The 24,425-nt window shown below is 41.9% G+C and carries 25 protein-coding genes; 15 read left to right on the forward strand and 10 right to left on the reverse strand.

The genetic code is table 11. From position 1 onward, the window contains the following. Positions 1–233 precede the first annotated feature (233 nt). The 5 genes from C4S61_RS02795 to C4S61_RS02815 form a co-directional block, all read right to left on the reverse strand. A complete protein-coding gene (locus C4S61_RS02795; RefSeq protein ID WP_103923280.1) occupies positions 234–692 on the reverse strand; it encodes a hypothetical protein in 459 nt (152 codons plus the stop codon). Continuing rightward, the gene (locus C4S61_RS02800) at positions 689–1,630 is read right to left on the reverse strand and encodes a calcium/sodium antiporter (protein ID WP_103923281.1); all 942 of its coding nucleotides are present in this window, start codon (positions 1,628–1,630) and stop codon (positions 689–691) included. Before C4S61_RS02800 ends, C4S61_RS02795 begins: the two co-directional genes overlap by 4 nt. Before the next feature lie 5 nt (positions 1,631–1,635). Then, positions 1,636–2,277, reverse strand: coding sequence for a uracil phosphoribosyltransferase (gene upp, locus C4S61_RS02805; protein WP_103923282.1), 642 nt, complete (start codon positions 2,275–2,277; stop codon positions 1,636–1,638). A gap of 52 nt (positions 2,278–2,329) precedes the next feature. Continuing rightward, positions 2,330–3,625, reverse strand: a complete 1,296-nt coding sequence (locus C4S61_RS02810) for an OmpA family protein (RefSeq protein WP_103923283.1) — start codon at positions 3,623–3,625, stop codon at positions 2,330–2,332. A 113-nt stretch (positions 3,626–3,738) separates the two neighbouring features. Continuing rightward, positions 3,739–5,019 (reverse strand): OmpA family protein, encoded by a 1,281-nt coding sequence (locus C4S61_RS02815; protein WP_103923284.1) that lies wholly within the window; start codon positions 5,017–5,019, stop codon positions 3,739–3,741. A gap of 170 nt (positions 5,020–5,189) precedes the next feature. Between C4S61_RS02815 and C4S61_RS02820 the strand changes: the two genes are divergently transcribed. From C4S61_RS02820 to C4S61_RS02860, 9 genes are all read left to right on the forward strand, one after another. Then, a complete protein-coding gene (locus C4S61_RS02820) occupies positions 5,190–6,098 on the forward strand; it encodes a zinc-binding metallopeptidase family protein (RefSeq protein WP_103923285.1) in 909 nt (302 codons plus the stop codon). Between the two features lie 8 nt (positions 6,099–6,106). Further along, on the forward strand, positions 6,107–6,646 hold the full coding sequence (gene hpt / locus C4S61_RS02825) for a hypoxanthine phosphoribosyltransferase (protein ID WP_103923286.1): 540 nt from the start codon (positions 6,107–6,109) through the stop codon (positions 6,644–6,646). A gap of 14 nt (positions 6,647–6,660) precedes the next feature. Further along, entirely contained in the window at positions 6,661–7,233 is a 573-nt protein-coding gene (locus C4S61_RS02830) for an adenylate kinase (RefSeq protein WP_103923287.1), read from the forward strand. A gap of 76 nt (positions 7,234–7,309) precedes the next feature. After that, positions 7,310–8,302 carry a GTPase ObgE gene (gene obgE / locus C4S61_RS02835; RefSeq protein WP_103923288.1) on the forward strand — a complete coding sequence of 331 codons (993 nt, stop codon included), beginning with the start codon at positions 7,310–7,312 and terminating at the stop codon, positions 8,300–8,302. A 77-nt stretch (positions 8,303–8,379) separates the two neighbouring features. Further along, positions 8,380–8,937 carry a nucleotide exchange factor GrpE gene (locus tag C4S61_RS02840; protein WP_103923289.1) on the forward strand — a complete coding sequence of 186 codons (558 nt, stop codon included), beginning with the start codon at positions 8,380–8,382 and terminating at the stop codon, positions 8,935–8,937. Between the two features lie 5 nt (positions 8,938–8,942). Then, complete coding sequence (gene dnaJ / locus C4S61_RS02845; RefSeq protein WP_103923290.1) at positions 8,943–10,049, forward strand: molecular chaperone DnaJ; 1,107 nt, start codon at positions 8,943–8,945, stop codon at positions 10,047–10,049. Between the two features lie 79 nt (positions 10,050–10,128). After that, positions 10,129–11,013, forward strand: a complete 885-nt coding sequence (locus tag C4S61_RS02850; RefSeq protein WP_235009774.1) for a hypothetical protein — start codon at positions 10,129–10,131, stop codon at positions 11,011–11,013. 8 nt (positions 11,014–11,021) lie between these two features. After that, complete coding sequence (locus tag C4S61_RS02855; RefSeq protein WP_103923291.1) at positions 11,022–11,915, forward strand: ABC transporter ATP-binding protein; 894 nt, start codon at positions 11,022–11,024, stop codon at positions 11,913–11,915. Beyond that, positions 11,908–13,218, forward strand: coding sequence for an ABC transporter permease (locus C4S61_RS02860; RefSeq protein WP_103923292.1), 1,311 nt, complete (start codon positions 11,908–11,910; stop codon positions 13,216–13,218). The genes C4S61_RS02855 and C4S61_RS02860 overlap by 8 nt, the downstream gene beginning before the upstream one ends. A 44-nt stretch (positions 13,219–13,262) precedes the next feature. Here the strand turns inward: C4S61_RS02860 and C4S61_RS02865 are convergent, their stop codons facing one another. After that, positions 13,263–13,733: a Dps family protein gene (locus C4S61_RS02865; RefSeq protein ID WP_103923293.1), complete on the reverse strand. Its 471-nt coding sequence runs from the start codon at positions 13,731–13,733 to the stop codon at positions 13,263–13,265. Between the two features lie 233 nt (positions 13,734–13,966). Here C4S61_RS02865 and C4S61_RS02870 point away from each other — a divergent pair, with 233 nt between their 5' ends. Then, positions 13,967–15,202, forward strand: a complete 1,236-nt coding sequence (locus C4S61_RS02870; RefSeq protein ID WP_103923294.1) for a sensor histidine kinase — start codon at positions 13,967–13,969, stop codon at positions 15,200–15,202. Positions 15,203–15,362: 160 nt separating this feature from the next. Continuing rightward, positions 15,363–16,943, forward strand: coding sequence for a peptide chain release factor 3 (locus C4S61_RS02875; RefSeq protein ID WP_103923295.1), 1,581 nt, complete (start codon positions 15,363–15,365; stop codon positions 16,941–16,943). 181 nt (positions 16,944–17,124) lie between these two features. On the opposite strand, the gene C4S61_RS02880 is transcribed toward C4S61_RS02875, so the two are convergent. Then, positions 17,125–17,565, reverse strand: a complete 441-nt coding sequence (locus tag C4S61_RS02880; RefSeq protein WP_146064332.1) for a hypothetical protein — start codon at positions 17,563–17,565, stop codon at positions 17,125–17,127. Beyond that, positions 17,525–18,673 (reverse strand): DUF4221 family protein, encoded by a 1,149-nt coding sequence (locus tag C4S61_RS02885; RefSeq protein WP_103923297.1) that lies wholly within the window; start codon positions 18,671–18,673, stop codon positions 17,525–17,527. The genes C4S61_RS02880 and C4S61_RS02885 overlap by 41 nt, the downstream gene beginning before the upstream one ends. Before the next feature lie 638 nt (positions 18,674–19,311). On the opposite strand from C4S61_RS02885, the gene C4S61_RS02890 reads away from it, so the two are divergent. The 4 genes from C4S61_RS02890 to C4S61_RS02910 all read left to right on the forward strand — a co-directional run bounded on the left by C4S61_RS02890 (position 19,312) and on the right by C4S61_RS02910 (position 22,561). Then, positions 19,312–21,018 (forward strand): GMC oxidoreductase, encoded by a 1,707-nt coding sequence (locus tag C4S61_RS02890; RefSeq protein WP_103923298.1) that lies wholly within the window; start codon positions 19,312–19,314, stop codon positions 21,016–21,018. Positions 21,019–21,021: 3 nt separating this feature from the next. Next, positions 21,022–21,615, forward strand: coding sequence for a gluconate 2-dehydrogenase subunit 3 family protein (locus tag C4S61_RS02895; protein WP_103923299.1), 594 nt, complete (start codon positions 21,022–21,024; stop codon positions 21,613–21,615). Positions 21,616–21,889: 274 nt separating this feature from the next. Next, positions 21,890–22,084 carry a CsbD family protein gene (locus C4S61_RS02905; RefSeq protein ID WP_103923301.1) on the forward strand — a complete coding sequence of 65 codons (195 nt, stop codon included), beginning with the start codon at positions 21,890–21,892 and terminating at the stop codon, positions 22,082–22,084. Positions 22,085–22,126: 42 nt separating this feature from the next. Beyond that, positions 22,127–22,561: a sll1863 family stress response protein gene (locus tag C4S61_RS02910; RefSeq protein WP_103923302.1), complete on the forward strand. Its 435-nt coding sequence runs from the start codon at positions 22,127–22,129 to the stop codon at positions 22,559–22,561. A 60-nt stretch (positions 22,562–22,621) separates the two neighbouring features. On the opposite strand, the gene C4S61_RS02915 is transcribed toward C4S61_RS02910, so the two are convergent. Both C4S61_RS02915 and C4S61_RS02920 read right to left on the reverse strand, forming a co-directional pair. After that, positions 22,622–23,521 (reverse strand): Nif3-like dinuclear metal center hexameric protein, encoded by a 900-nt coding sequence (locus C4S61_RS02915; protein ID WP_235009776.1) that lies wholly within the window; start codon positions 23,519–23,521, stop codon positions 22,622–22,624. Between the two features lie 128 nt (positions 23,522–23,649). Continuing rightward, positions 23,650–24,309 carry a hypothetical protein gene (locus tag C4S61_RS02920; protein WP_103923303.1) on the reverse strand — a complete coding sequence of 220 codons (660 nt, stop codon included), beginning with the start codon at positions 24,307–24,309 and terminating at the stop codon, positions 23,650–23,652. Positions 24,310–24,425: the final 116 nt, after the last annotated feature.

Below are 24,425 nucleotides of genomic sequence, written 5' to 3' on the forward strand. Positions count from 1 at the left end.
ACGAAGATCGTCACACACTGGGATGATTATAAACCATGCGAGATTCCATCTGACCTTTGAAAAACAAATTATAAACAGATGAAATCGAGCATGACTAAAAAGTCACACACTCGAATGATTGTAAACCTTGCGAGATTCCATGTGGCCGCCAAAAAAAAATTATAAACACATGAATCGAGCCTGGTTGAGGCAGGGTGGCATAATCAAAAACCTTAACTATTGGATCAAAAAACTTACCCGAGTAACCGATCAAAAAATGGAATTCTGAGGATCTGCTCAATGCTCAGGCTAAAAATGGAAGACCAAATTATTGCACTCCAAAACATGTAAAAAAAGATCTTTTGCTTTTTGGTCCCAAAGGAAACCAAAATCAAAGTTCCTCCAATCGGTGTAAGAAAAAGTGGAGTGGCGAATGCAATGCCTATTTCGCCATATTTTTTCCAAAGGGTTACAATGGCTCTCGATTTTCTGCTAAAAACAGTGCGTTTCCGGTTAAAGCGCAGGGCTAACGTTTTTTTTATTTTTTCTCCCACAAATGTAAAAAAGAACACACTGGACATCATTCCTGAAACCGTGACAAGCATGGTCAGCCAAAACCCATACCCCGCTGCGGCACCCAAAACAGGTCCTGCAATAAATTTGAACAGGCAGAGGAAATAGATACTGAAGAATGTGATCAGAGACTCGCTCATAACAGGAAATACAAATATGCGAAATAACTCAAAAGGAGTATGGAGCCTTCCACCTTGGTAATTCTCATTTTGGTTCGCATGAGAGGAAAAAGCAATAATGAAATCCCAATCATCCAGAGGAAATCGAACGTAATAAATGCATCGGAAACCATAATGGGGTTAATCATCGCGGTCAATCCAATGATTGAGAGAATATTGATGATGTTACTTCCCAGGATATTTCCCAGTGCAAGGTCAGTACGTTTTGAGTAAGCGGCTATTATGGAGGTGCTAAGTTCAGGGAGACTGGTACCAATTGCGATAATTGTCACCCCTATGACTCTTTCCGAGACTCCAAATTCTCTTGATATTAACACTGCATTTTCAACTAAAAGGTCTGATCCAAAATACAGTCCAAGGACTCCTAGGAGAAATAGCCCCACCGATGTAGGCCAGGTGTAATTTTTTACCTGCGCTAATTCTTCATTTACTTCTTCCTGGTTTTCAATAATTCCTTTCCCAAGATTTCTAAATAAATAAACGTTGAAAGTCACCAAAATCACAAATAGAAAAACTCCTTCCCAAAATGAAATGAGGTAATCTAAGGCGATGAGATAAAAAAGAACCGTAAACAAAAGCATCATGACATAATCAAATCTAATGTGGTTCTTTCGAATCAAGATCGGATAAAGAATACCACTCAAACCCAGCACCAAGGCAATATTGGAGATATTTGAACCGACTACATTTCCGATTGAAATATCACTACTTCCTTTGAGAGAGGCATTTATACTGACTAAAAGCTCTGGTGCCGAAGTTCCAAAAGCAACGACAGTCAGGCCAATCAAGCCGGTACTCATCCCCAATTTTAAGGCTATGGAAGAAGCTCCATCCACTAAAAATTTTCCTCCAAGGAGAAGAATCACCAAGCCCAAAGCCACTAAAAAATAAGCTGTCATACGGATCAGAGTTTTTCGCCAAAAGCCAAATCTCCCGCATCTCCCAATCCCGGAACTATATAGGATTTTTCATTTAAGGATTCATCGACAGCACCAATCCATAATTGGTGGGGGATTTTGAGGTGATCTTTGATATACTTGATTCCATCCGGGGAGGCAATGATAGCTGCAATATGGATTATTTCAGGCCTTCCATGAGTGAGTATACTTTCAATGGATCGGATAAAAGATTTTCCTGTTGCCAACATCGGATCTGTCAAAATCAGAGTTTTTCCTTCCAAACTGGGGCTGGCATGATATCCAAGATGGATTTTTATTTCTCCTGGTCCTTCCTCTCTAAATGCGCCGATAAATCCACTTTCAGCTTTGTCAAAGAAATTCAAAAATCCTTGATAGAAAGGAAGGCCGGCTCGTAAAACCGCAAAAATCACAGGATTTACTGAGGGAATATTTGCTTTTGTTTTTGCTAAAGGTGTTTGGATCTCCTTGGGGAGATAAGGTAATGATTTTGATATTTCGTAGGCCAGAATCTCTCCAATTCGCTCCAGGTTTTTACGAAAACGCAATCGGTCTCCCTGTACAGCAACATCCCGAAGTTCAGCTATAAATTGGTTTCCGATTGAATTGAATTCTTCTAAAATAAACATGACGAAAATATATAAAAAAAGCCCAATTAGTGAAATTGGGCTGGATTTAAACTTATTTGACTTCGAAACTTGTCCTTCTTGCAAATTGACGAGCATTCTGGGAGGATTTGTCTACCGAGGTGTCTTCACCATATCCTTTGTAAGAAAGTCGTGATCTTTCAATTCCGCTTGAAATCAGAAGATCGTAAACTGCTTTTGCTCGTCTTTCGGAAAGTTTAAAATTGTAATCGTCAAGGCCCAATTCATCCGCGTATCCCTTTACCTCGAGACTTACGCCTGGATTTCTTTTTAGGAAGTTGGACACATAGTGGGCAGCACTAATTGAGTAGCTGAGGGGTTTATCACTGTCAAATCCAAAATATAGATTTACGTAACCGTCGTTTATAGCTTTTTTCAAGAAATCAACTTCTGCGGTTTTTTCGGATACAGCGGGACAGCCGTTTGTGGCCGATGGTCCCGGCTGAAAGGGACATTGATCCAGATGATCCGGAATGCCATCACCATCTGAATCGATTGTTGTTCCAAATGTATCTACTCTTGCACCGACAGGGGTGTTCGATTCTTTGTCTAAATAATCAGGAATACCATCTCCGTCTGAATCTTTGAGCATGTCCTTAATTCCGTTAATTGCCTCATTCAATTCAGACTTTGCGACATATTTATCCGGTTTAAGATACCAGTCGGCGTGCTTTTCTGATTTTCCTAAGTAGAAATTTAAGCCTACTGTCCCAGTCCACCAGGTACCTGTAGCATGGACAAAAGGATTAAACGGTGGGTTTGGTTGATCGATTGTATTAAATGCATTCCCATCAAAAGTAAAAGTTTGGCGACCATTTACCATTACCGAAATATCTCCTGAAATGGAAACTCTATCAGTTAGGCTATATAAAGTAGTAAGACCGGAGGTGATAATGTAATAATACTCCGGCTCCCGGAAGTAAATTGCCGGTTCTTGATAAGAAATTCTTCCGCCCCCTGCACCGAGATGTCCTAACAAGCCAATTTTTTTGGTGAATGATTCAAAGTTTAACATTCTGCCGAAATTGCCTACTCCTTCAGCTGTAAGGGTTAAATAATTGGAGGTGAAGTCTGGACTTACATCTTTTGCTTCACGGAAAGTTCCAAATCCTAAATTGCCCTTTAGTCCCACGTATTCATTAATCATGTGACGCCCACCTATATCTAAATGTCCCAAATTGAGAGTTGGGGAAAGATATCCCGGAGTTAAAGGCCCCATCGGTTTATTAAACCCTCCATTAATTTCGATTGACCAGTTGTTAAATTCAGATTGGGCATAGGAATTGGCTCCTATTCCTAGTAGGAGAATGAGGACAACTTGTTTTATCATGGGTAATTAGGGCGATTAATAGGTCAATATTGAGGGAAAAAACCTGGCAATGCAAAATAAAGTCCAAAAAAAAAGCCCGATCGAGATCGGGCTTTTGATGTTTTTAAAACGTTTTATTTGATTTCGAAGCTAGCTCTTCTTGCCATTTGTCGCGCATCAGCTGAAGCTTTGTCTACTGAAGTATCTTCTCCGTATCCTTTGTAAGAAAGTCTGGAGGCATCGATACCTGAAGAAATCAACAGATCGTAGACGGCTTTCGCTCTTCTTTCTGAAAGCTCCATGTTGTAGTCATCAGGACCCAACTCATCAGCATATCCTTTCACTTCCACACTTACACCTGGATTTCTCTTCAGGAAGTTTGACACATATTGTGCTGCACTTACAGAGTAACCAAGTGGCTTATCACTGTCAAAAGCATAGTAGACATTAACATAGCCGTCGTTGATCGCTTTTCTTAAATAATCAACTTCCTCAACCACTTCTTCTTCAACCGGACATCCGTTTGTAGAAGCAGGACCTGGTTGGAATGGACAGTTATCCAAGTGATCTGGAGTGCCATCACCATCAGAATCGAGCGTATTTCCTGAAGAGTTTACTCTTGCACCTGCTGGTGTATTAGGTTCTTTATCCAAATAATCAGGAACACCATCGCCATCAGAATCTTTCAGCATGTCTTTGATGCCATTGATTTGTGTAGCCAATTCTTCCTTGGTTGCATATTTGTCGGCAGCAATGTACCAATCAGCGTGTTGTTCTGCCTTTCCAAGATAGAAGTTAAGACCAATGGTACCTGTCCACCAAGTTCCGTTTGCTCCATAAAATCCATTGCTGATATCAGGTCTGATTGCTGTAGCACCGTCCCAGGTAACTGTCTGGCGACCATTCAGGATGGTAGAAATATCTCCTACAAGAGATATCTTCTCACTTAATTTCAATTGTGGAGTTATACCAAAAATCAGGGTATACACATCGTCATTGAAATCATTAAAGGTGTTTTCCTGTGGATCAACTAAGCCAATACCTGCTCCACCGTGCATTAATAGACCAAAAGATCTACTAAACGATTCAAAATTCATGATTCTGCCAATGTTGGCAACACCCTGAAGATTTAGTCTGTTGTATTTGGTGTCGAATGATGGGCTTTCTCCATCTACTTCCTTAACTGAACCAAAACCATAATCAAGTTTTAATCCAAATTTCTCATTGAACATGTAACGTACACCGAAGTCCACGTGTCCAATATTCAAAGTCGGAGATAGATAGCCGCCCGTCAGAGGAGCCATTGGTTTGTTAAAACCACCTGTGGCCTCAAGGGACCATTTGTTGAATTCCTGAGCGTTAGCTGTTAAAGCTAAGGCACCGGCCATAAGGGATGAGAGTATAAATTTTTTCATGACAAAAAATTTTTGTTCAAATTTTAAGTGATTGATAGATGTGATTACAAATTTATAAACTTTTAATTTACTGCAAATCTAGATGATTTATTTAATTAGCAATCTGGGATTCAAAATTTATAAGAATTTTTAATTTTTGACAAAATATTAACAACACAATTAATGCCAAAATGAAATTATTGTTTGATTTATTAAATAAACGCAGCGTTTCGGGTGATGAAGCAGAAATATCGGCATTTATTGTCAATTATGTAACTAAACGGTCATTGGGATGGAAAGTTCAACCTGTAATTTTTTCCGGTGAAGAGTTTCATGATTGTGTACTGTTGAAATTTGGAATCCCAAAAACAGCGGTTTTTGCTCATTTGGACACCATTGGCTTCATGACTAGGTACCAAAATCAACTTGTAGCCGTGGGTGGTCCGGAAATTATTGCAGGGACCAAATTAGTGGGGAAAGATAATAAAGGAGAGATCTCCTGTAAAGTTCTGGGAGACGAAGATTCCTGCTTTCACGACTTTCCGAGAGGGATAGAGGCCGGAACAAGATTGTCTTTCGAACAAACTATTAGACTGGACGATGAATATATTCAAGCGGCATATTTGGATAATCGACTGGGTATTTACAATGCATTAAAATTGTGTGAAACTATTGATAATGGGTGGGTTATATTCTCTACCTATGAAGAACATGGGGGAGGAAGCATGCCCTTTTTATTGAAATTTATCCAAGAAAATGCCCCGATCAGACAAGCGCTGATTTCTGACATTACGTGGATAACTGAGGGAGTTCAGCATCATAATGGGGTAGTCATATCCATTCGCGATAAATTTATCCCGAGGAGAGTTTTCATGGACAAGATCATTGACTTGGCTGAAAAAAGTGGAATTCCTTTTCAGGTAGAAGTCGAAGCTCACGGCGGGAGTGACGGTAGGGAGGTTCAGTTTTCCCCTTATGCCATCGATTGGTGTTTTATCGGAGCGGCGGAAGACCATGTCCACACTCCTGATGAAAAAGTCTCACTTGCTGATCTCGATTCCATGATCAGGATGTACCGATTTCTTTTAAAAGAGCTTTAAAATCCAAAATGGAAAAAATTAATGTTGGGGACCTGCCTTTTGAATTATTCATTTCAGGGGAACAGATAAAAAGTAGACTAAAAGTTTTGGCAAATGAAATAACTTTCAATTTTCAAGGCGAAGAATTAATCCTTTTGGGGGTTTTGAATGGGTCTTTTATTGTGATGGCAGACCTGGTTAGACAGCTTGATCTTGCCGTTCGTTGTGAGTTTATCAAGATTTCATCCTACCAAGGGACACAAACAACAGGAAAAGTAAAGTCCCTCCTTGGGCTTTCTGCAGATTTGGAAGGAAAAAATGTGCTCATTGTAGAAGATATCGTGGATACGGGAATTAGTATGAATTACCTTCTTTCTGAGCTCTCAAAGCACAATCCCAAGCGACTTTCGATCGTTACACTTTTATTTAAGAAGGCAGCTTTCCAGTTTAATTACAGTTTAGATTATGTGGGTTTTGAAATTCCCGATAAATTTGTCGTCGGCTATGGCTTGGATTACGATGGATTGGGACGGAATCTACCTGATCTCTATCAACTCAGTACAACTTAAAAACGACTTCTGGAATGCTGAATATTGTGTTATTTGGTCCTCCGGGTGCGGGTAAAGGCACCCAAAGTGAAAAGCTTATTTCTAAATATGGACTGACACACCTTTCTACCGGTGATCTTTTCAGAAAGCATCTGGGAGAAGGTACAGACCTTGGAAACCTTGCCAAAAAATATATGGACGAGGGTCACTTGGTACCGGACGAAGTGGTAATCCGAATGGTGGAAGAAAAAATAAGTAATTCCGCAGATTCCAAAGGATTCATTTTCGATGGCTTCCCGAGAACTACCGCACAGGCGGAAGCTTTGGATAAAATGTTGGAAAATAACGGCATGTCCATATCAGGCATGATTGCCCTAGATGTGCCACAGGAAGTTCTCAAAAAGAGAATCATCGAAAGAGGAAAGACATCCAACCGGGCTGATGATCAAAACGAAGAGAAAATCAATACCCGAATAAAAGTCTATTTGGATGAGACGCTACCTGTAGCCAAATACTACGAACAGCAGGGTAAATTAAAGAAAATCAATGGAGTGGGAGAGATCAATGAGATCTTTCAGCAGATTTCAGCCACTATTGATAGCTATTGATTCATTGCAAATCCTTAATTTTGCGACACAAAGACTTGGCTAAGCTTTCGGGCTTAGCCTTTTTCATTCTTAGAAAATGGCGGATTCCAACTTTATAGATTACGTGAAATTCTGCTCCCGTTCCGGTGCGGGAGGGGCAGGTTCTGTTCACTTCAGACGTGAGAAACACGTGCCAAAAGGCGGGCCTGATGGTGGAGACGGCGGTCGGGGAGGGCATATTATCCTTCGCGGGAATTCGCAACATTGGACCTTGCTCCACCTTAAATATAAGAAACACGTAATCGCAGACTCCGGAAAAGGTGGCGAAGGAGGAAAAAGAACCGGTGCAGACGGAAAGGACATCATTCTCGACGTGCCGCTTGGCACGGTAGCCAAAGACGCAGAGACAGGAGAAAAACGGTTTGAAATTACAGAAGATGGACAGCAGGTAATTTTGACTCCCGGAGGTCGGGGGGGCTTGGGAAATGATCATTTCAAAACTGCAACCAATCAAGCCCCACACTTTGCCCAGCCGGGTGAGCCGGGAATTGAAGAGTGGATAATATTAGAGCTTAAACTTCTAGCTGATGTGGGGCTGGTAGGATTTCCGAATGCAGGAAAATCAACACTTCTTTCCTCTATTTCGGCGGCACGTCCAGAAATCGGGGATTATCCGTTTACCACTTTGGTCCCCAACTTGGGGGTGGTGAGTTACCGGGATGATAAGTCATTTGTAATGGCTGATATTCCTGGAATCATCGAAGGAGCCGCTGAAGGGAAAGGGCTAGGAATTCGATTTTTGAGACATATTGAGCGAAATTCCATTTTACTTTTCATGATTCCGGCCGATGCTCCAAGTATCGAGGTACAGTATCGGATTTTACTCGGAGAGTTAGAGAAATACAATCCTGAATTGCTCGACAAGAAGCGAATTTTGGCAATCTCCAAAGCGGATATGCTGGATGTGGATCTGATGAAGGAAATGGAAGAGGAAGTGCCTAAAGATCTCCCCTATGTTTTCATCTCTTCCGTCAGTCAATTTAACCTCGACAAACTTAAAGACCTGATCTGGCAGGCAATTCATTCTTGACAAATGTCACTTTGTCAGAAAAAGCGGTCTGGCAAAGACATTGATATTTCCCGTTTATCCAACTATTGGCTATTTCCATGAAAAAAAAAGAACAACTAGATCAAGAAGTAAATCAGCAATCAGAAGAGCAAATTATAGAAGATACACCTCAAAATGAGACGGAAGTAAATTTAGAAGCTGAAATCGAAGAATCTAAATTTGAAGCTGAAATCGCTGAGTTGAAAGATAAATACCTCAGACTTTACTCTGATTTTGAAAATTTCCGAAAAAGATCTGCAAAAGAGCGAATTGATCTGATCAAAACGGCCTCCGAGGATGTTCTCAGAGATCTGATTCCGGTGGTTGATGATTTTGAAAGAGCATCTAAAGCTTCCGAATCAGAAACCGATCCCATTAAAATCAGAGAAGGGAATCAGTTGATTTTCATCAAACTAGTCAAAATACTGGAGTCCAAAGGATTGAAAGTAATGGATGAATTGACAGGGAAACCGTTTGATCCTGATACTCAGGAAGCAATTACGCAGGTTCCGGCACCTTCCGAAGAGTTGAAAGGTATGGTCATCGATGTGATCGAAAAAGGATACACCTTGGGAGATAAAGTGGTGAGGTATGCAAAGGTGGTAACAGGAGCATAAAAATCATGGCAAAAAGAGACTATTACGAAGTACTTGGAGTATCCAAATCTGCAAGTGCGGATGAGATAAAAAAGGCGTATCGCAAATTGGCGATTCAGTACCACCCGGATAAAAACCCGGATAATCCTCAAGCAGAAGAAAAGTTCAAAGAAGCAGCTGAAGCCTATGAAGTGCTGAGCAATGCCGAAAAAAAGGCTCGCTACGACCAATTTGGCCACCAAGGTTTAGGTGGAAATGGTGGATATAGCGGAGCAGGGATGAATATGGAAGATATTTTCTCCCAATTCGGTGATATTTTTGGCGGCGGCGGAGGATTCGGTTCCTTTTTCGGTGGCGGCGGAGGTAGACGAACCAAAAAAGGGACTAACCTCAGAGTGAAATTAAAACTCAATTTGCAGGAGATCGCAAATGGAGTTGAGAAAAAAATAAAAGTCAAAAGACACGTCGTAGCTGCCGGAGTCTCATTTAAGTCCTGCGGCACCTGCCAAGGAACCGGTCAGGTAAAGAAAGTAGTGAATACGATGCTTGGTCAGATGGTATCCGCAAGCACTTGTGCGGTATGCGGAGGAAGTGGTCAAATTGTCGATAAAAAACCCCCCGAAGCAGATTCTCGTGGATTGATTGTCAAAGAGGAAATAATCTCCATCAATATTCCAGGTGGTGTAGGGGAAGGCATGCAACTCAGTATGTCGGGAAAAGGAAATGAAATTCCCGGCGGTATTCCCGGTGACCTGTTGATTGTAATTGAAGAATCTGAGGAAAATGTCCTCCAGCGTGAAGGGAATAATGTAATCTATGATCTGCATGTTTCCTTTATAGACGCGGCTCTTGGTGCATTCTTGGAGGTGCCTACTATAGACGGTAAAGTAAAAATTAAAATAGAACCGGGAACTCAAAGCGGAAAAATGCTTCGCTTAAAAGGGAAAGGCATCAAAGATATCAACGGATACCATCGAGGTGACCAACTGATCATGGTCAATGTCTGGACACCTACAGAGCTCTCCAAGGAAGAACGCCAAACTCTAGAATCCCTCAGGGGTTCTGAAAATTTCAAGCCTAATCCAGGAAAGCAAGACAAATCTTTCTTTGATAAAATGAAGGAATTTTTCTAGAAAATGGAAAGCCGGGAGTGATTCCGGCTTTTTTTATATTTTTAAAAACCTTTTCAACCGACCGGCGTAACCTATCCGTATGCTTAAAAAACTGTGTCTGCTTTTATTTTGGATTATGGTGGAGGCCATTCCCGGTCAAGCACAATTTGTAAGAGAATACAAGGTCACCGAACGAAAAGGATTCGAGCTCGTCTATCTGAATTTTTCCTCTTACAAAAGCTTGACCCAACTCAAGCGGATGATTACCTCGGATCCGATTTATATTCATGGGCATTTATTGAAGTCAAATATCCTTCCGGATTTTAACTATTCCATCCATAATAATTTTTTGGATGTCAGCCTTGTGCATAAAAATGTGGAGTCTGACAACCTTGGAAAAAGCATCACTTCCAAGCTTTTTTCTGATAATTCAAATTTTGACCATACGTGGGATTTGGGTCTTGGCTCCAATTTTTTATATGATCTCGACTTCAACCTGGGCGTGGGGAAAGCTGAATTTGACCTTTCGCAGATTCCTGTTTCACAGCTCAAAATCAAAAGCGCCAGCTCGGATGTCAAAGTGTACTATGGTGCCAATATCCCCAATCAGGTGGAAATGGACACGCTCCTGGTCACACTTAATATGGGAACTGTAGAGGTCCAAAAAGCGAATTTTGCCAATGCAAAAATTGTAATTATCGAAGTGAGCTATGGTAAAATTGACCTGAATTACAGTGATGGGCTAGCCAGTTCCTGTCAGGTAATTGCAGCTGTGAGTGGAGGAAGCATACACCTCAAACTACCACCTGAATCCAATCCTGTGAAAATCAGAATGGTAAAAAACCCCCTGTGCCGAACAGTATTCCCAAAGTATCTTAGATCAATTGACAAAGAAACTTACGTGACCAAAGGATACAAACCTTCGGATCCAAAGCTTTTAGAGTTGATTTTGGATGTGGGCGTTGGCTCGGTTACAGTCGAATAGAATCGAAAATGCTTCAAATCTCCGGTTTAAATAAGTCATACGAAAATCACCGTGCCCTCACAGATGTGGATCTTTTGGTGCCAAAAGGGGTGGTCTTTGGCCTTTTGGGCCCCAATGGTGCTGGTAAAACAACACTACTACGAATCGTCAATCAAATAATTGAGCAGGATAGCGGTACGGTAGAGTTGGATGGGAATAAGCTTTCACCTGAGGATATCAGAAAAATCGGGTATTTACCTGAGGAAAGAGGCCTGTATAAAAAAATGAAAGTATGGGATCAGCTGATCTATTTTTCAAGATTGAAAGGCTTGAGCGAGAGCGAAGCAAAGATTCAAATCAAAAGCTGGCTTGACAAGCTGGAGATCGACAGCTGGAGAGACAAGAAAATCGAAGACCTTTCCAAAGGTATGGCTCAGAAAGTTCAGTTTATCGCAACAGTGGTTCATCGCCCATCGCTTTTGATTCTAGATGAACCTTTTTCCGGCTTTGATCCGGTGAATGCTGAGATCATCAAAAATGAAATTTTAGAGTTAAAACATAAAGGGACTACCGTCATCCTCAGCACCCATCGAATGGAGTCTGTGGAATTGCTCTGTGACCATTTGGCCATGATCAATAAGTCCAGAAAAATCCTGGATGGGACTGTAAAGGAGATAAAGCGCAGCTTTCGCCCTGAGGTTTTTCAAATCGTCCTAAGTCAGCTTAAAAAAGCCTTGCCTGTGGAGTGGACACCCAAGCGATCAGATGATACTTGGGAATTTACGTTGCCCTTGGCGGGAAAATCCCCCAATGAGTTATTATCCGAAATGATGGATTTTGGAGAGGTTATGACTTTTCGAGAGCAAACCCCGAGTATTGAGGAAATTTTTATTCACCAAGTTCAATCTGCAGCAGATGAATAAAATACTATTGGTCATTCAGCGGGAATATTTGGCCCGTGTCAAAAAGAAATCGTTCCTGATTGCTACCCTTTTGACTCCACTTATTTTTCCCGCAATTATGGGAGTTTTTGTATGGATTGCCATGGAAGAAAAGGGGAATCAGTCCCTGCGGATCATCGAAGTGATCGATGAGACAGATCTTTTCTTCATAGAAAGCTCAGAACAATATGCATTTACATCCTCTGGGGTAGATTTGGATGCTGCCAAGAAAATGGTCCAGGATGGTAATCGATATGGGTTTTTGCACATCCCCAAAATTGATCTTAAGAACCCCGCAGGTATCCAATATTATGGACTTGAAAATCCAAGTATGAGCTTGATGGGGTACCTGGAAGGATCCCTAAAGCGCAAAATTGAAGATCAAAAGCTATACGATCAGGGAATAGACCCCAAAGTACTTCGTGAGATTCGCAGCGACGTCTCAATCCAGTCAATTACCTTGGGTGAGCAAGGAGAAGAAAAAATCAATAATGCGACTGTAAATTACGCCTTGGGATTTTTGTCAGGAATTCTGATCTACATTTTCATTTTTGTGTACGGCAATCAGATCATGCAGGGTGTGATCGAAGAGAAATCCACACGTATTGTAGAAATTCTGGTTTCCTCGCTGAAACCCTTCCAGCTCATGCTGGGGAAAATAGTCGGAATTGGAGCCGTGGGGCTTACTCAGTTTTTGATATGGGTGGTGCTTATTGGTACCCTTTCTTCGGTAGTAATGGGTGTTCTCGGTATGCCAATGCCTCAGCAGCAGGCCATGGAGATGGCAAATCCTGAATTAGCACAAGCAAGTCCGGATTCAAGTGAATTGGCAGATATGCTTTTGGTAATCGGTGGGATAGATTTCGCCGCACTAGTCGGTAGTTTTATCATCTATTTCTTAGGAGGGTATTTACTCTATGGAGCGTTGTTTGCAGCGATCGGTTCAGCGGTGGATTCCCCATCAGATGCTCAGCAATTCATGCTTCCTGTGACGATTCCTTTGATCGTGGCTTATATGGGACTTTTTGTTTTTGTGCTTCAGGACCCTACCAGCACAGTTTCATTTTGGCTTTCGATTATTCCATTGACCTCGCCCATTGCGATGATGGGGCGAATCAGTTATGGCGTGCCATTTTGGGAATTGGCCCTATCGATGGGATTATTGATTGGAGGATTTTTGTTTACCACTTGGCTTGCAGGTAAAATTTACCGAATCGGAATATTAATGCACGGAACCAAGCCATCCTACAAAATGATGTGGAAGTGGCTTAAAAGCAGCCAATAAAAAAATCCCGGACAGTTATAACACTTCCGGGATTTTAAGTTTTTTTATTTCAGATAGGCAGATAGCATCCACACTACTTTTTCTTTCTCGGTAATGTAATCACTCAGGAGCGATACTGTGCCTTCATCGCCGTGTTCATTTGCAGCTTCCAGGGATTTCCGCTCCAAGGTTAACAATTCGTTGAGATTTTCACGGATGATTTCTACCATTTTTTTAGCCTCATGCACATTTTTAGCTTCTTTGATTCCGGAGTTTTCGATGTACTCTTCATAGGAAGAAAATGGTCTGGCGCCCAAAGTCAGGATTCGTTCCGCCACACTGTCCACGTTGACGTTGGCTACTGTGTAAAGCTCCTCGAATTTTGCATGAAGCTCGAAGAAATTAGGACCTGACACATTCCAGTGGAAGTTTCTAAGGTTTTGGTAGTAAATCTGATAATTGGCAAGGAGCTCATTGAGCATCTTTACAAGAGTTTTGGATTCTTTGATTTCTAATCCGATGTCATTTGTTTTCATATGTTTATAATTTGATTTTTAAAGGTTAAATAGAATGTCACATGATTTGAAATAATACTAAGGATTGTACCTTGATATCATGCTAGATTTCACAATAATCACTAATTTTTCAATGTTGATTCCACTATGTAAACGCTAAAATGGCCGAAAAAGGTCACTGATAAAATCTATTGCCCACTTATACTTTCAATGACGCTCGGGAGTTTATATTCTTGACACTGCTTAAATCCTGAATGAAAAACACATTCCAAGACCTTACGTCCATCGACTTTTACAAAAATAAAAAGCAAGTCAAGTGGCTGGTTTTTTTTGTATCTGTTTTGATTGGCTCAGGTTCCATTTGGTATACCAATTTGCTTGTAGATGAATTGAGAGCGCGCGAAAATCGTCAGATTCAGCTTCTTTCCTCAGCATTGGAATATGCAGCCACCACTTCGGAAAATCTCACCTTTATCAACCAGGAAATCATTCAGCAGAATTACTCCATTCCGATCATCATGGTCGATTCTCAAGGTGATCCGATCGAATTTCGCAACATCAAATTTAAAAAAAATGCCGACGGTCAGGATTCGATCAGAATACTGGAACGCGAGCTTCTGGAAATGCAGCAGGTATATGAGCCAATTTATTTGCAAGAGGCAGATATCCGGGTTTTTTACAGAAATTCGGAGCTTCTGACTAGTCTTAAATATTATCCTTATGTCCAGTTGGCGGTCATTTTTGTCTTTGGGATTCTTGCTTTTGCACTTTTCAACCAAAGTAAAATCTCCGAGCAAAATCGGGTTTGGGCGGGTTTGACAAAAGAGACTGCCCATCAGCTAGGGACTCCTATCGCTTCCCTGATGGCCTGGATCGATTATCTTCGTAATTCTCCTGTCTGGGAGGAAAATAAGGAAATCATTCAGGAAATGGACAAAGATGTGGTCAAACTGCGAATGGTAACCGAGCGATTCAGCAGTATCGGAAGCAAACCGGTAATCCAAGCTGAGAATCTCTATGAAGTCATCGAAGAGACGATCAATTACCTTCGGCCCCGAATTTCCACCAAAGTCGATATGCAGATCCATTCCGATACCAAGGATCTGGATGCGATGATGAACAAGCCGCTATTTGAGTGGGTGATCGAAAACATCTGCAAAAATGCGGTGGATGCGATGAAAGGTAAAGGCTCGCTGACCATAGATATATTGCAGGACAGCGATAAATACGTCATCATTGATATCTCTGATACGGGAAAGGGGATTGAAAGGAAAAACTTCAATAAAGTTTTCAATCCCGGGTTTTCCACCCGGCAGCGGGGTTGGGGTTTGGGTCTAACTTTGGCAAAGCGAATTGTAGAGGGGTACCATGGAGGAAGGATTTTTGTCAAAAATTCTGAAATCGGAAAGGGGACGACCTTTCGAATTATGCTTTTGGGCAATCTGGAAGACGCTTCTCAGTTTATTACAGAAGGGATTTTGGAGTATTGATTTAGATACCAAGGAAGAAATACGAAATACGGGCTCTGGGTTTTAAATATTCCTAATCGCGTATCATTGGTTTTGATTCGTATTTCGTCAATCGTACTTCGTAATAAAGAATGCCCTAAAGGCATTTTTAATTACCTTTGCACCCTGAAATTCAATATCCATGACGCTGAAAGAAGAGATCCAGAAGAGACGAACCTTTGCCATTATTGCCCACCCCGATGCCGGAAAAACCACCCTGACTGAGAAATTACTGCTTTTTGGAGGTGCGATTCAGACTGCCGGAGCGGTCAAATCCAACAAAATCGACACTGCGACCAAGTCTGACTGGATGGAAATCGAGAAGCAAAGGGGGATCTCTGTTGCGACTTCGGTCATGGGCTTCGAATACAAAGACATCAAAATCAACCTACTTGATACGCCGGGTCACCAGGATTTTGCAGAGGATACCTATCGGACTTTGACTGCTGTCGATTCGGTAATCATGGTCATTGACTGTGTCAAAGGCGTCGAGATCCAGACTGAAAAGCTGATGGAGGTCTGCCGTATGCGCAATACGCCAGTGATCTGCTTTATCAATAAGCTGGACCGTGAAGGTCGGGATCCCTACGAGCTGCTGGAAGAAGTGGAGCAAAAGCTGAATATCGAGTGTCATCCCCTCTCTTGGCCTATCGGCATGGGCAAAAGCTTCAAAGGAGTATATAATCTTTTTGACCATAACTTGAACCTTTTCACGCCTTCGCAGCGAAAGCTGAGTGATGTCCGTCAGAAATTTGAAGATGTCAATGATCCTGAGTTGGAGAAATTGATCGGGCCTAACTTCGCCGGCAAACTTCGAGAGGATGTGGAATTGATCGAGGGCGTGTATCCTGAGTTGGACACAGAAGCTTATCTGACTGGTAAAGTAGCTCCTGTTTTCTTTGGATCTGCGGTGAATAACTTCGGTGTAAATGAAATGCTCGATACGTTTATTAAAATTGCCCCTGCTCCCAAGAGCAGGGAAACGGATGTGCGTGTAGTGAAGCCCGAAGAACCCAATTTTTCAGGTTTCATCTTCAAGATTCACGCAAACATGGATCCGAATCACCGGAACCGGATTGCTTTCCTCCGAATCTGCTCGGGTAAATTTGAGCGAAATAAGCCTTATAACCACGTTCGCGGACCTAAGCCGCTTCGGTTTTCTAACGTCACGCAGTTTATGGCGCAGGACAAGGAAATCATCGATGAGGCATTCCCGGGAGACATCGTCGGACTCTACGATACCGGCAATCTCAAGATCGGGGATACACTTACTGATGGGGAAAACATGGTGTTCACCGGAATCCCGAGCTTTTCACCGGAGATTTTCCGGGAAGTGGTGAACAAAGACGCCATGAAAACCAAGCAGTTGGAAAAAGGTCTCAAACAGCTAATGGAAGAAGGGGTGGCGCAGCTTTTTACTTTTGATATCGGTTCGAGAAAAGTGGTAGGTACAGTCGGTCAACTTCAGTTTGAGGTGATTCAATTTCGACTGAAGAATGAATACAACGCCACGGTGGAGTTTCAGCCAATGAACCTCTACAAGGCCTGCTGGATCAGCAGCAAGGACAAAAAGCAACTGGATGAGTTTGTTCGCTCCAAGAACCGTTTCATCGCCCGGGACAAGGACGACAAGCTGGTCTTTATGGCCGAGTCAAAATCCTGGCTGCAAATGGTTCAGGAAAACTATCCCGATATCGAGTTTCATTTTACTTCGGAGTTTTAAGGTTTTTTTGTGCTGTCCTCCTTCTCCTCCGATTGTTATCGGAGCTGGACTTTTTCTTGCCACAAACCTCTTTCGGAAATGGAGTTTTAACCGAGTACATTGTTAAAAACTGGAAAAATCTGGAATCGGATTCCATATTTTTCCAGTTTCCAATTCTAGAATATATCCTAGGAACATCTTTTCATATTATTTCGACCAAAGCGCTTTCATAATTTAGAATATCGAATTTTTTCATACCACCATCCTTGAATAGTAAAATTTGATCTTGAAGTTCCAGAATCCCTTTTTCGATTAAGATCTTGTTTTCATCCAGATAAAGAGGAATGGGTGAGTTTTCAATTAAAGGAATCATCCTCAGGTTTTTCGAGTTTTTGGCCAGGATTACGATTGCCGCATCGGTATCTGGAGTTAAGGATGCCAAGTCATTATACAAGCTTTCCAAGCAGGTTTTACACCCTTCGGGATGGATGACCAGGATCCAGTCCTTTGGCTCTTCAATACCCAAAATTTCCGCTATCTCACTTTTGCCCTTCGGCTTACAGGCAATCAGTCCCAGCAAAATTAAAAAGGATGCAACCAAACTAATCCTCATACTCCAATCCTTCAAAGCGGATAATATCATACCTCAGGTAGTTCTCATCGAAATCGTCCCTGTTGGGATTGTTGGTGGAGACGTAGAGTCCTTTACGGCCTACAAAGTAATTCCAGGGTTCGATTTGGTGCGTGTCAAAAAGATGGTTTCCTATAATTTTCAGATTGGTGTCTAAAACCAATAACCCAATTTTGGGTCGATTTGAATACAATTCCCGATAATGAACTTCAAAGTCGTTGACATCGATACCTACAAAATAAAACCGGTAAAATACAGCTCGAAATTGATCATAAAGAAGAAGTTCATATCGGTCTGATTCAAGTTCTTCAATGATGCCCTGGTCCCCAGATGGAAGCCCTTTGATTATATGAAATTGATTTACCAAAGGCGCTTTCACTTCCAATCGGTTAAGTAGTTCTCCGCTTTTCTTGGAAATCACCCAGATTCGGTGATCGTTGTACGGAGAAACCAAAATACTGTCTCCTCTATCTGTCCAAGTGAATTTGGACACTTTTTTCCCTTCCTTCCAAGTATCCTCAGGATTGGAGATGGGCAGCCATTCAGCTTCTGGGTTAACAGATTCCATATCCAGTTGATAGATATGACTGTATTTACCAAGATCCGAAGCAGACATATCAAAGAAATTCCGAAAAAATGGTTGTGCGCCAAATACTTTTTTTCCATCAAATAAAAAGGGGATTTCGCTGGTCGACGAAATGTAATTCACATCGTTTTGGCTGTCTTTGACTGGGAATTCACTTGTTTTTAATCCTTCAAAATTGAACAGCATCAGTTTTTGTGGATAGGAGGCAACTAACAACGAATCATTAGAAAATAACCGAAATCCATTTACTTCTCCAGAACGGTTAGGTCCATCTTTCTGAAGTTTTATTCTTTTGGCATGAATGCCGAATTCAAGATTAAATATTTCAATAGCGTGAACTGCTTTATTTTGAAGGGCTAAATACTCACCTGAGTCTGAATTTATGTATTGAAACGTGGTCCCATTTGGGTTAATTGTCGAATCCAATGGAATTTTAATTGAATCAAGGACTGTTAGAGAAAGTTGAATTTTTTCTTCTTTTGGCGAACAGGAGAAAATTGAAATACAGAAAATAAAGGCCTTTAATGCTTTCATTCTATTTTATTAATTTAGGAAAAAGAGAAAAGAGTCCACCAAGGATGGACTCTTTAAGAAATACTATTCATCTGCAATAGTCTCGCAAATACAATAATTGGTTGATAGTGGGTCGAAACAATCCTTCCCATTCCAAGTGCAGTAACCTGAACTCGCGTTTGATTGTGCTTCAGCCTCACTAGCTCCGAAATACGAAACTCCAAAAGCTGTCATCCCCAAAATTGAGGCACTTAAGACAAACAATTTTACCTTTTTCATTTTGATAAAGAATTTATTGGTTAAAAAATCCCTTTGTGTGGGCGGATTTCGGTTTCCCTGATCACTTGGCCAATAAGATCACTAGCAATATAGGAGTCGCAAAAAAAAAAAACAAACTAATTGTTAAAAATATTTTAATAATTTATTTACAAAGCTGAAAATGAATTATGAAACGCATAAATATAGTTTTTAACTAGGTTTCAAAACATAACTGATTTATCTGGGCAAGAATGTCAATTCATGTTTGTGCTTGTAGTAAGTTTATTAAGAATCAATTTGAGACGGAAGCTTTTCCCAAGATTCAAACTTTGGAAAAGCTTCCAAAATCCCCATTTAATCAAAATTTTGGCTATTATTGATCCTCTAATAAACCTATTGTAATGGCCAATTTTAATATTGATGCAGACAAAAGCCTGACCTATGATGCCATCGTCATCGGTTCGGGAATCAGCGGAGGCTGGGCGGCAAAGGAACTTTGCGAAGCCGGGCTCAAAACTCTCGTCTTAGAGCGGGGACGTATCGTGGAGCATGTCGTAGACTATCCTACCATGAACCTCGACCCTTGGGATACTGACCTCCGCGGAGGACTTACTCCCGAGCAGAAAGCTAGACACCCAAAAGGCGGTCGATCTGGTTTTATCGGCGAAATGAACGAGCATTTTCACGCCAATGATGTCGAAAATCCTTACACGGAAGTCAAGCCCTTTCTCTGGGTTCGAGCGCACCAAATGGGAGGTCGATCCCTCCTTTGGGGCAAGCAATGCTATCGTTGGTCGGACTTGGACTTTGAGGCCAATGCCAAAGACGGGCATGGGGTAGACTGGCCGATTCGATACAAGGACCTGGAATCATGGTACACCCATGTGGAGAAGTTTGCCGGTATCAGCGGCGAGGCATTAGGTCTTCCACATCTTCCAGATAGCCATTTTTTACCTCCTATGGAGCTCAACTGTGTGGAAAAGCATGTCAAGGAGCGAATAGAAAAGGAATTCAAAGGAAGAAATATGATTATTGGCCGGGTGGCTCACCTGACCGAACCGCTGAATGGACGAGGGAAATGTCGGTTCCGAAACCGCTGTGACCGAGGTTGTCCGTATGGAGCTTATTTCAGTTCCAATGCGGTGACCTTACCGGCAGCTCATGCTACGGGAAATATGACGATCCGTCCTTTTTCCATCGTTCAGTCCATTGTCTATGATGAACAAAAAGGAAAAGCCTCAGGTGTCAGAATCATCGATTCAGAGACAGGGGAGGAGATCGTTTACAAAGCCAAAATCGTCTTTGTCAATGCTTCCACGCTAAGCACTACACAGATTTTGCTTAACTCCACTTCTAACAGATTCCCAAATGGCCTAGGAAATGACTCCGGTGAATTAGGTCATAACCTGATGGATCATACCTATCGCATCGGTGCCATGGGTACCGTGGAGGGTTTTGATGATCAATACTATAAAGGACGCCGTCCAAACGGAATATATATCCCACGCTATGTCAATCTGGATGAAAATACCAAGTCGGACAAGTTTGTTCGAGGTTTTGGATTTCAAGGCAGTGGAGGTCGCGCAGGTTGGGGAGCAGGCTCTAATCAGGAAGGTTTTGGAGGAGACTTCAAGGATGGACTGATGAAACCGGGACCTTGGGAATTCTTCATTACGGGTTTTGCAGAATGCCTTCCCTATCACGAAAATAAAGTGTATCTGAATAAAGATGTCTTGGACAAGTGGGGGCAGCCAACCCTTTCCATTGATGCGGAATGGGGAGAAAATGAATTGGCCATGAATGCTCAAATCCGGGTAGATGCCAAGGAAATGCTGGAGCGAGCAGGAGTGCAGAATATCATGGATTTTGACAATAAGCACGAAATGGGCTATGGTATTCACGAAATGGGCACCGCCCGAATGGGACGTGATCCAAATACATCGGTGTTGAATGGGACTAACCAAGTCCATGATTGCAAAAATGTATTTGTGACCGATGGTGCTTGTATGACTTCATCTTCCTGTGTAAATCCATCATTGACCTATATGGCACTTACTGCCAGAGCTGCCAATCACGCTGTTTCCGAACTCAAAAAATCAAATCTCTAAGCCATGAATAGACGAGACGCACTCAGAAAATCCGCACTGTTTGCCGGTTCGGCAATAGCAGCACCGACCATGCTGAGCCTTTTGCAGGCTTGTGCCAAGCAAGATCGACTGACTTGGACTCCTCAGTTTTTGGCAGAAGATCAGGCGCGATTCATTACCGCTTTTGTGGATTTCCTTTTGCCAAAAACCGAAACTCCCGGTGGCCTGGATGTAAAAGCTGATATTTTCATCGACTCCATCTACGCTAAGACTTACGATGAAGCAGGTCAAAAAAATGTGATAACCGAGATTGACAAGTTCAATGCGGATTGTAAAGCTGCCTACGGGAAAGTATTTGCAGACCTTAGTCCTGAGGATAAAACCAAATGCTTTCAAGCTCATGAAGCGAAGTCACCCAAATTTCCCAAAAATGTATGGGGGACAGCAGTGGGCCCAAAAGAGCCAGTAGGATTCTATCGAAGCCTGAAATCAACAGTACTTTGGGCCTATTTTACTTCTGAAGGAATCGGTAAAAATGTCCTGAGCTACGATCCGATCCCGGGAGAATTCAAAGGCTGTATTCCGGTTTCGGAGGTGGGGAATACCTGGAGTTTATAACACTTTATAGAAGAGTTTTTAATTTCATTGAGCAGGAAATTGTCCTTCGGGCAGTTTCCTGCCTTTTTTTGAAGAACTATCGGATTGATTTTTTCTGGAGAAAGGGAAAAAATTGCACACTTCTGGCCTAAAACCACACAATTTGGAAGTTTTTTCCACAAGCCATTTTGGCAATAATCCTTCTATTTGCTCAGAATTAAGATTTAGGTGTTGTGGCATTGAGATTGAAACTTTGAGTGTAGAATATTTTTAATTAACCTAAACCAAATAAAAGATGAAAACTGACACAAAACTTCAAATCAAGGGTTCCTGGAATGAGATAAAAGGAAAACTGAAGCAAAAGTATGCTGACCTGACGGATGATGATCTTTTGTATGAAGAAGGCAAAGAAGATGAGCTTCTTGGTCGCTTGCAGCGAAAACTGGGTGGTTCCATTGATACCGTCAAGGACGAAATCAACAAACTTTAATACTCTTGAAATCAAACTATTCAACCTCTAAACTTATCTAAAATGAAAATCAAAGTAATTGCAATGGCAGGTTTTCTGGCGGCGGGATTTCTAATGATGTCTTGTAGTGAAAGTAATAAAGCTGAAAACCGAGATCAGGAACTGGTTCAAATCGAATCAGATTTTGATCGGGAAAAGGTAGAACTCCGAGCAGAACTCCAGGAGTTGGAGCTTGAAATCGATAAAAAGATTATGGAGCTGGAAGCCAAAAAAGAAGAGGCCAACGCAGAGATGAAGCTGGAAATTGAAGAGATGGAAGCTGAATTGAAGAATGAGAAAACAGCAGTCGAGCGTGCGCTTGATGATGTTGAAAATGCTACCGAGAACACTTGGGCCGACATCAAAGAGGCAGTCAATAAGACTACCAGTGATATCGAGCAAGCATGGCAAAAATTCAAAATCAATGTGGATGAGACCTTTGAAAAGGACAATTCTTAAATCTAAACATTTTGAATAATGTCATAGGGTGGGTTGATTTTATAATCAGCCCACTTTTTTTTAAAAAATTTGAAGAGAATTTCCTGAAGGAATATGGTAAACCGGAAGTCCGGGCATATTTTCATTCAGCCAATTTTTTATAAACTCAGAACCGCCTTCCTCACTGGCCGAATGGCCAATTTCGATCATGGATAGCTTCATTCCGATCTCATTTGCTGCCCGCACATATTCAGGAGTTTCCCATTCATTGGATTCCCCACATACCAATACATCCGGGCGATGCTCCATGATTTGGGTAAGCTGAAGGCGGCCACCGACAGCCCCCGGAAGCAAGAGAACTTTTGAGCATATTTGACTCAAGTCACCCACATATCGCATCGCAGGAACGCCCAATTTTGCTTTAATATGATTGATCAGTCCCCTGAGATCTGTTTTCGGAATGTTCAAAATCCGACTTCCAGGCGTGTAATACTCCTTCCAACCTAAATCTCCCACGACTCCGACCCGCACTCCGTCGTCTTGCATCCGGTGGACGTAATCATGATTCCTCCAAAGTGTAATGGCATGTGCTGCCATCAAGTCATATTTGGCGCGAAAAACCGGATCATTTTGCAAATAATCTGTCTCATCTTGCCCGGAGAAAAAAGTGGGTTCGTGGGGAATGATCAGATTGGCTTTCAGATCGATTGCTTTTTTGATGATTTCCATTGATGTGAACATGGTCGTTACCACCCCAGTCACTACCGTGTCTCTGGATCCGATTTTGATAGTGTCCACCGTTTGGGCAAAGGGCGCATTGGGAACCTGTGAGAGGAACGAGTCAATGATTTCTCCCACTGTCCAAGTCTTTTTTTCAGTGAATGAATATCCCGATAAAGGGTTTACCATTATCCCTGCTCCAATGAGGACTCCTGCTTTATGGATAAATTCGCGTCGGGTAGTTTGGGGCTGTTCTGTCATCTGCCTGAATGGTTGTTTTTGGTTGCGTAATATAGGTCAAAGTCTTTGAGCTAACATAAAAAATGCCGTAAGCGGGCTCACTTACGGCATTTTTTAAGATTTAAATTGAGGACAATTCTACCTAACCATTACTCGACTTTTATATTCGAAATCCAAAGGGTTCGATTTCCTTCAGCATTGAAATGCTCAGTCGCAAATTTGAGCGGGCCGTGAGTTTCGATAGTTTCCCAAGTCGTGGGACGACCCTCTGTACCATTTCCTCTTCTGAAAACCCACTCGACGATCATTAGATTTTCATCCAAATAGAGGTCATATGCATCTCCGGGAGTGTATCCCATTCCTGGAGCTGCGGGTTCGCCAGATTGGTAAATGATCGTCAGTTTGGTGGATTTTATGCCTTTTATGGGAGAACTCGTGTTTTCTTCCGTCTCATAAGTATAGCCTGAATCCCATGCCAGCTGAAATGGCATCATTGCCCAATATTTGTCATTGATAAAGGCTCCGTCCTGCTTGGGTAGCGAATCAGCCGTCAGGCTATAGGTAAACGTGGTATCCGGACCGGAATAATAGACTGTGCTGTCCTTGATGTTCCATTTCCAGTCTCTGGAAAACACGTTGACCGAGTCACGCTGAACATTCCAGGTGTAGGAGATGGAATTGACTTGATCAAAATTCTCAAATCCATAAGCTTTGGCAACTTTGAAAGGAAGCGTGTCTGGTATTTCGGATTTTTGCTCACAGGAGCTGATTATCCAGATAAAGGAAAGTAAGAATAAGAGGTTTTTCATGGGGAAAGGATGGTGTATAAAAGTCTAACTGAACTTTCTTTGGTTTGTTTAGCTACCCAAAATTGAGATTTTTTTGCATCAAATTTTTAGAAGGCAGGATAACGAAAGATAAGAAA

Origin of the sequence: Algoriphagus boritolerans DSM 17298 = JCM 18970 (genome assembly GCF_900108085.1) — a bacterium.
Taxonomy (GTDB): Bacteria; Bacteroidota; Bacteroidia; order Cytophagales; family Cyclobacteriaceae; genus Algoriphagus; species Algoriphagus boritolerans.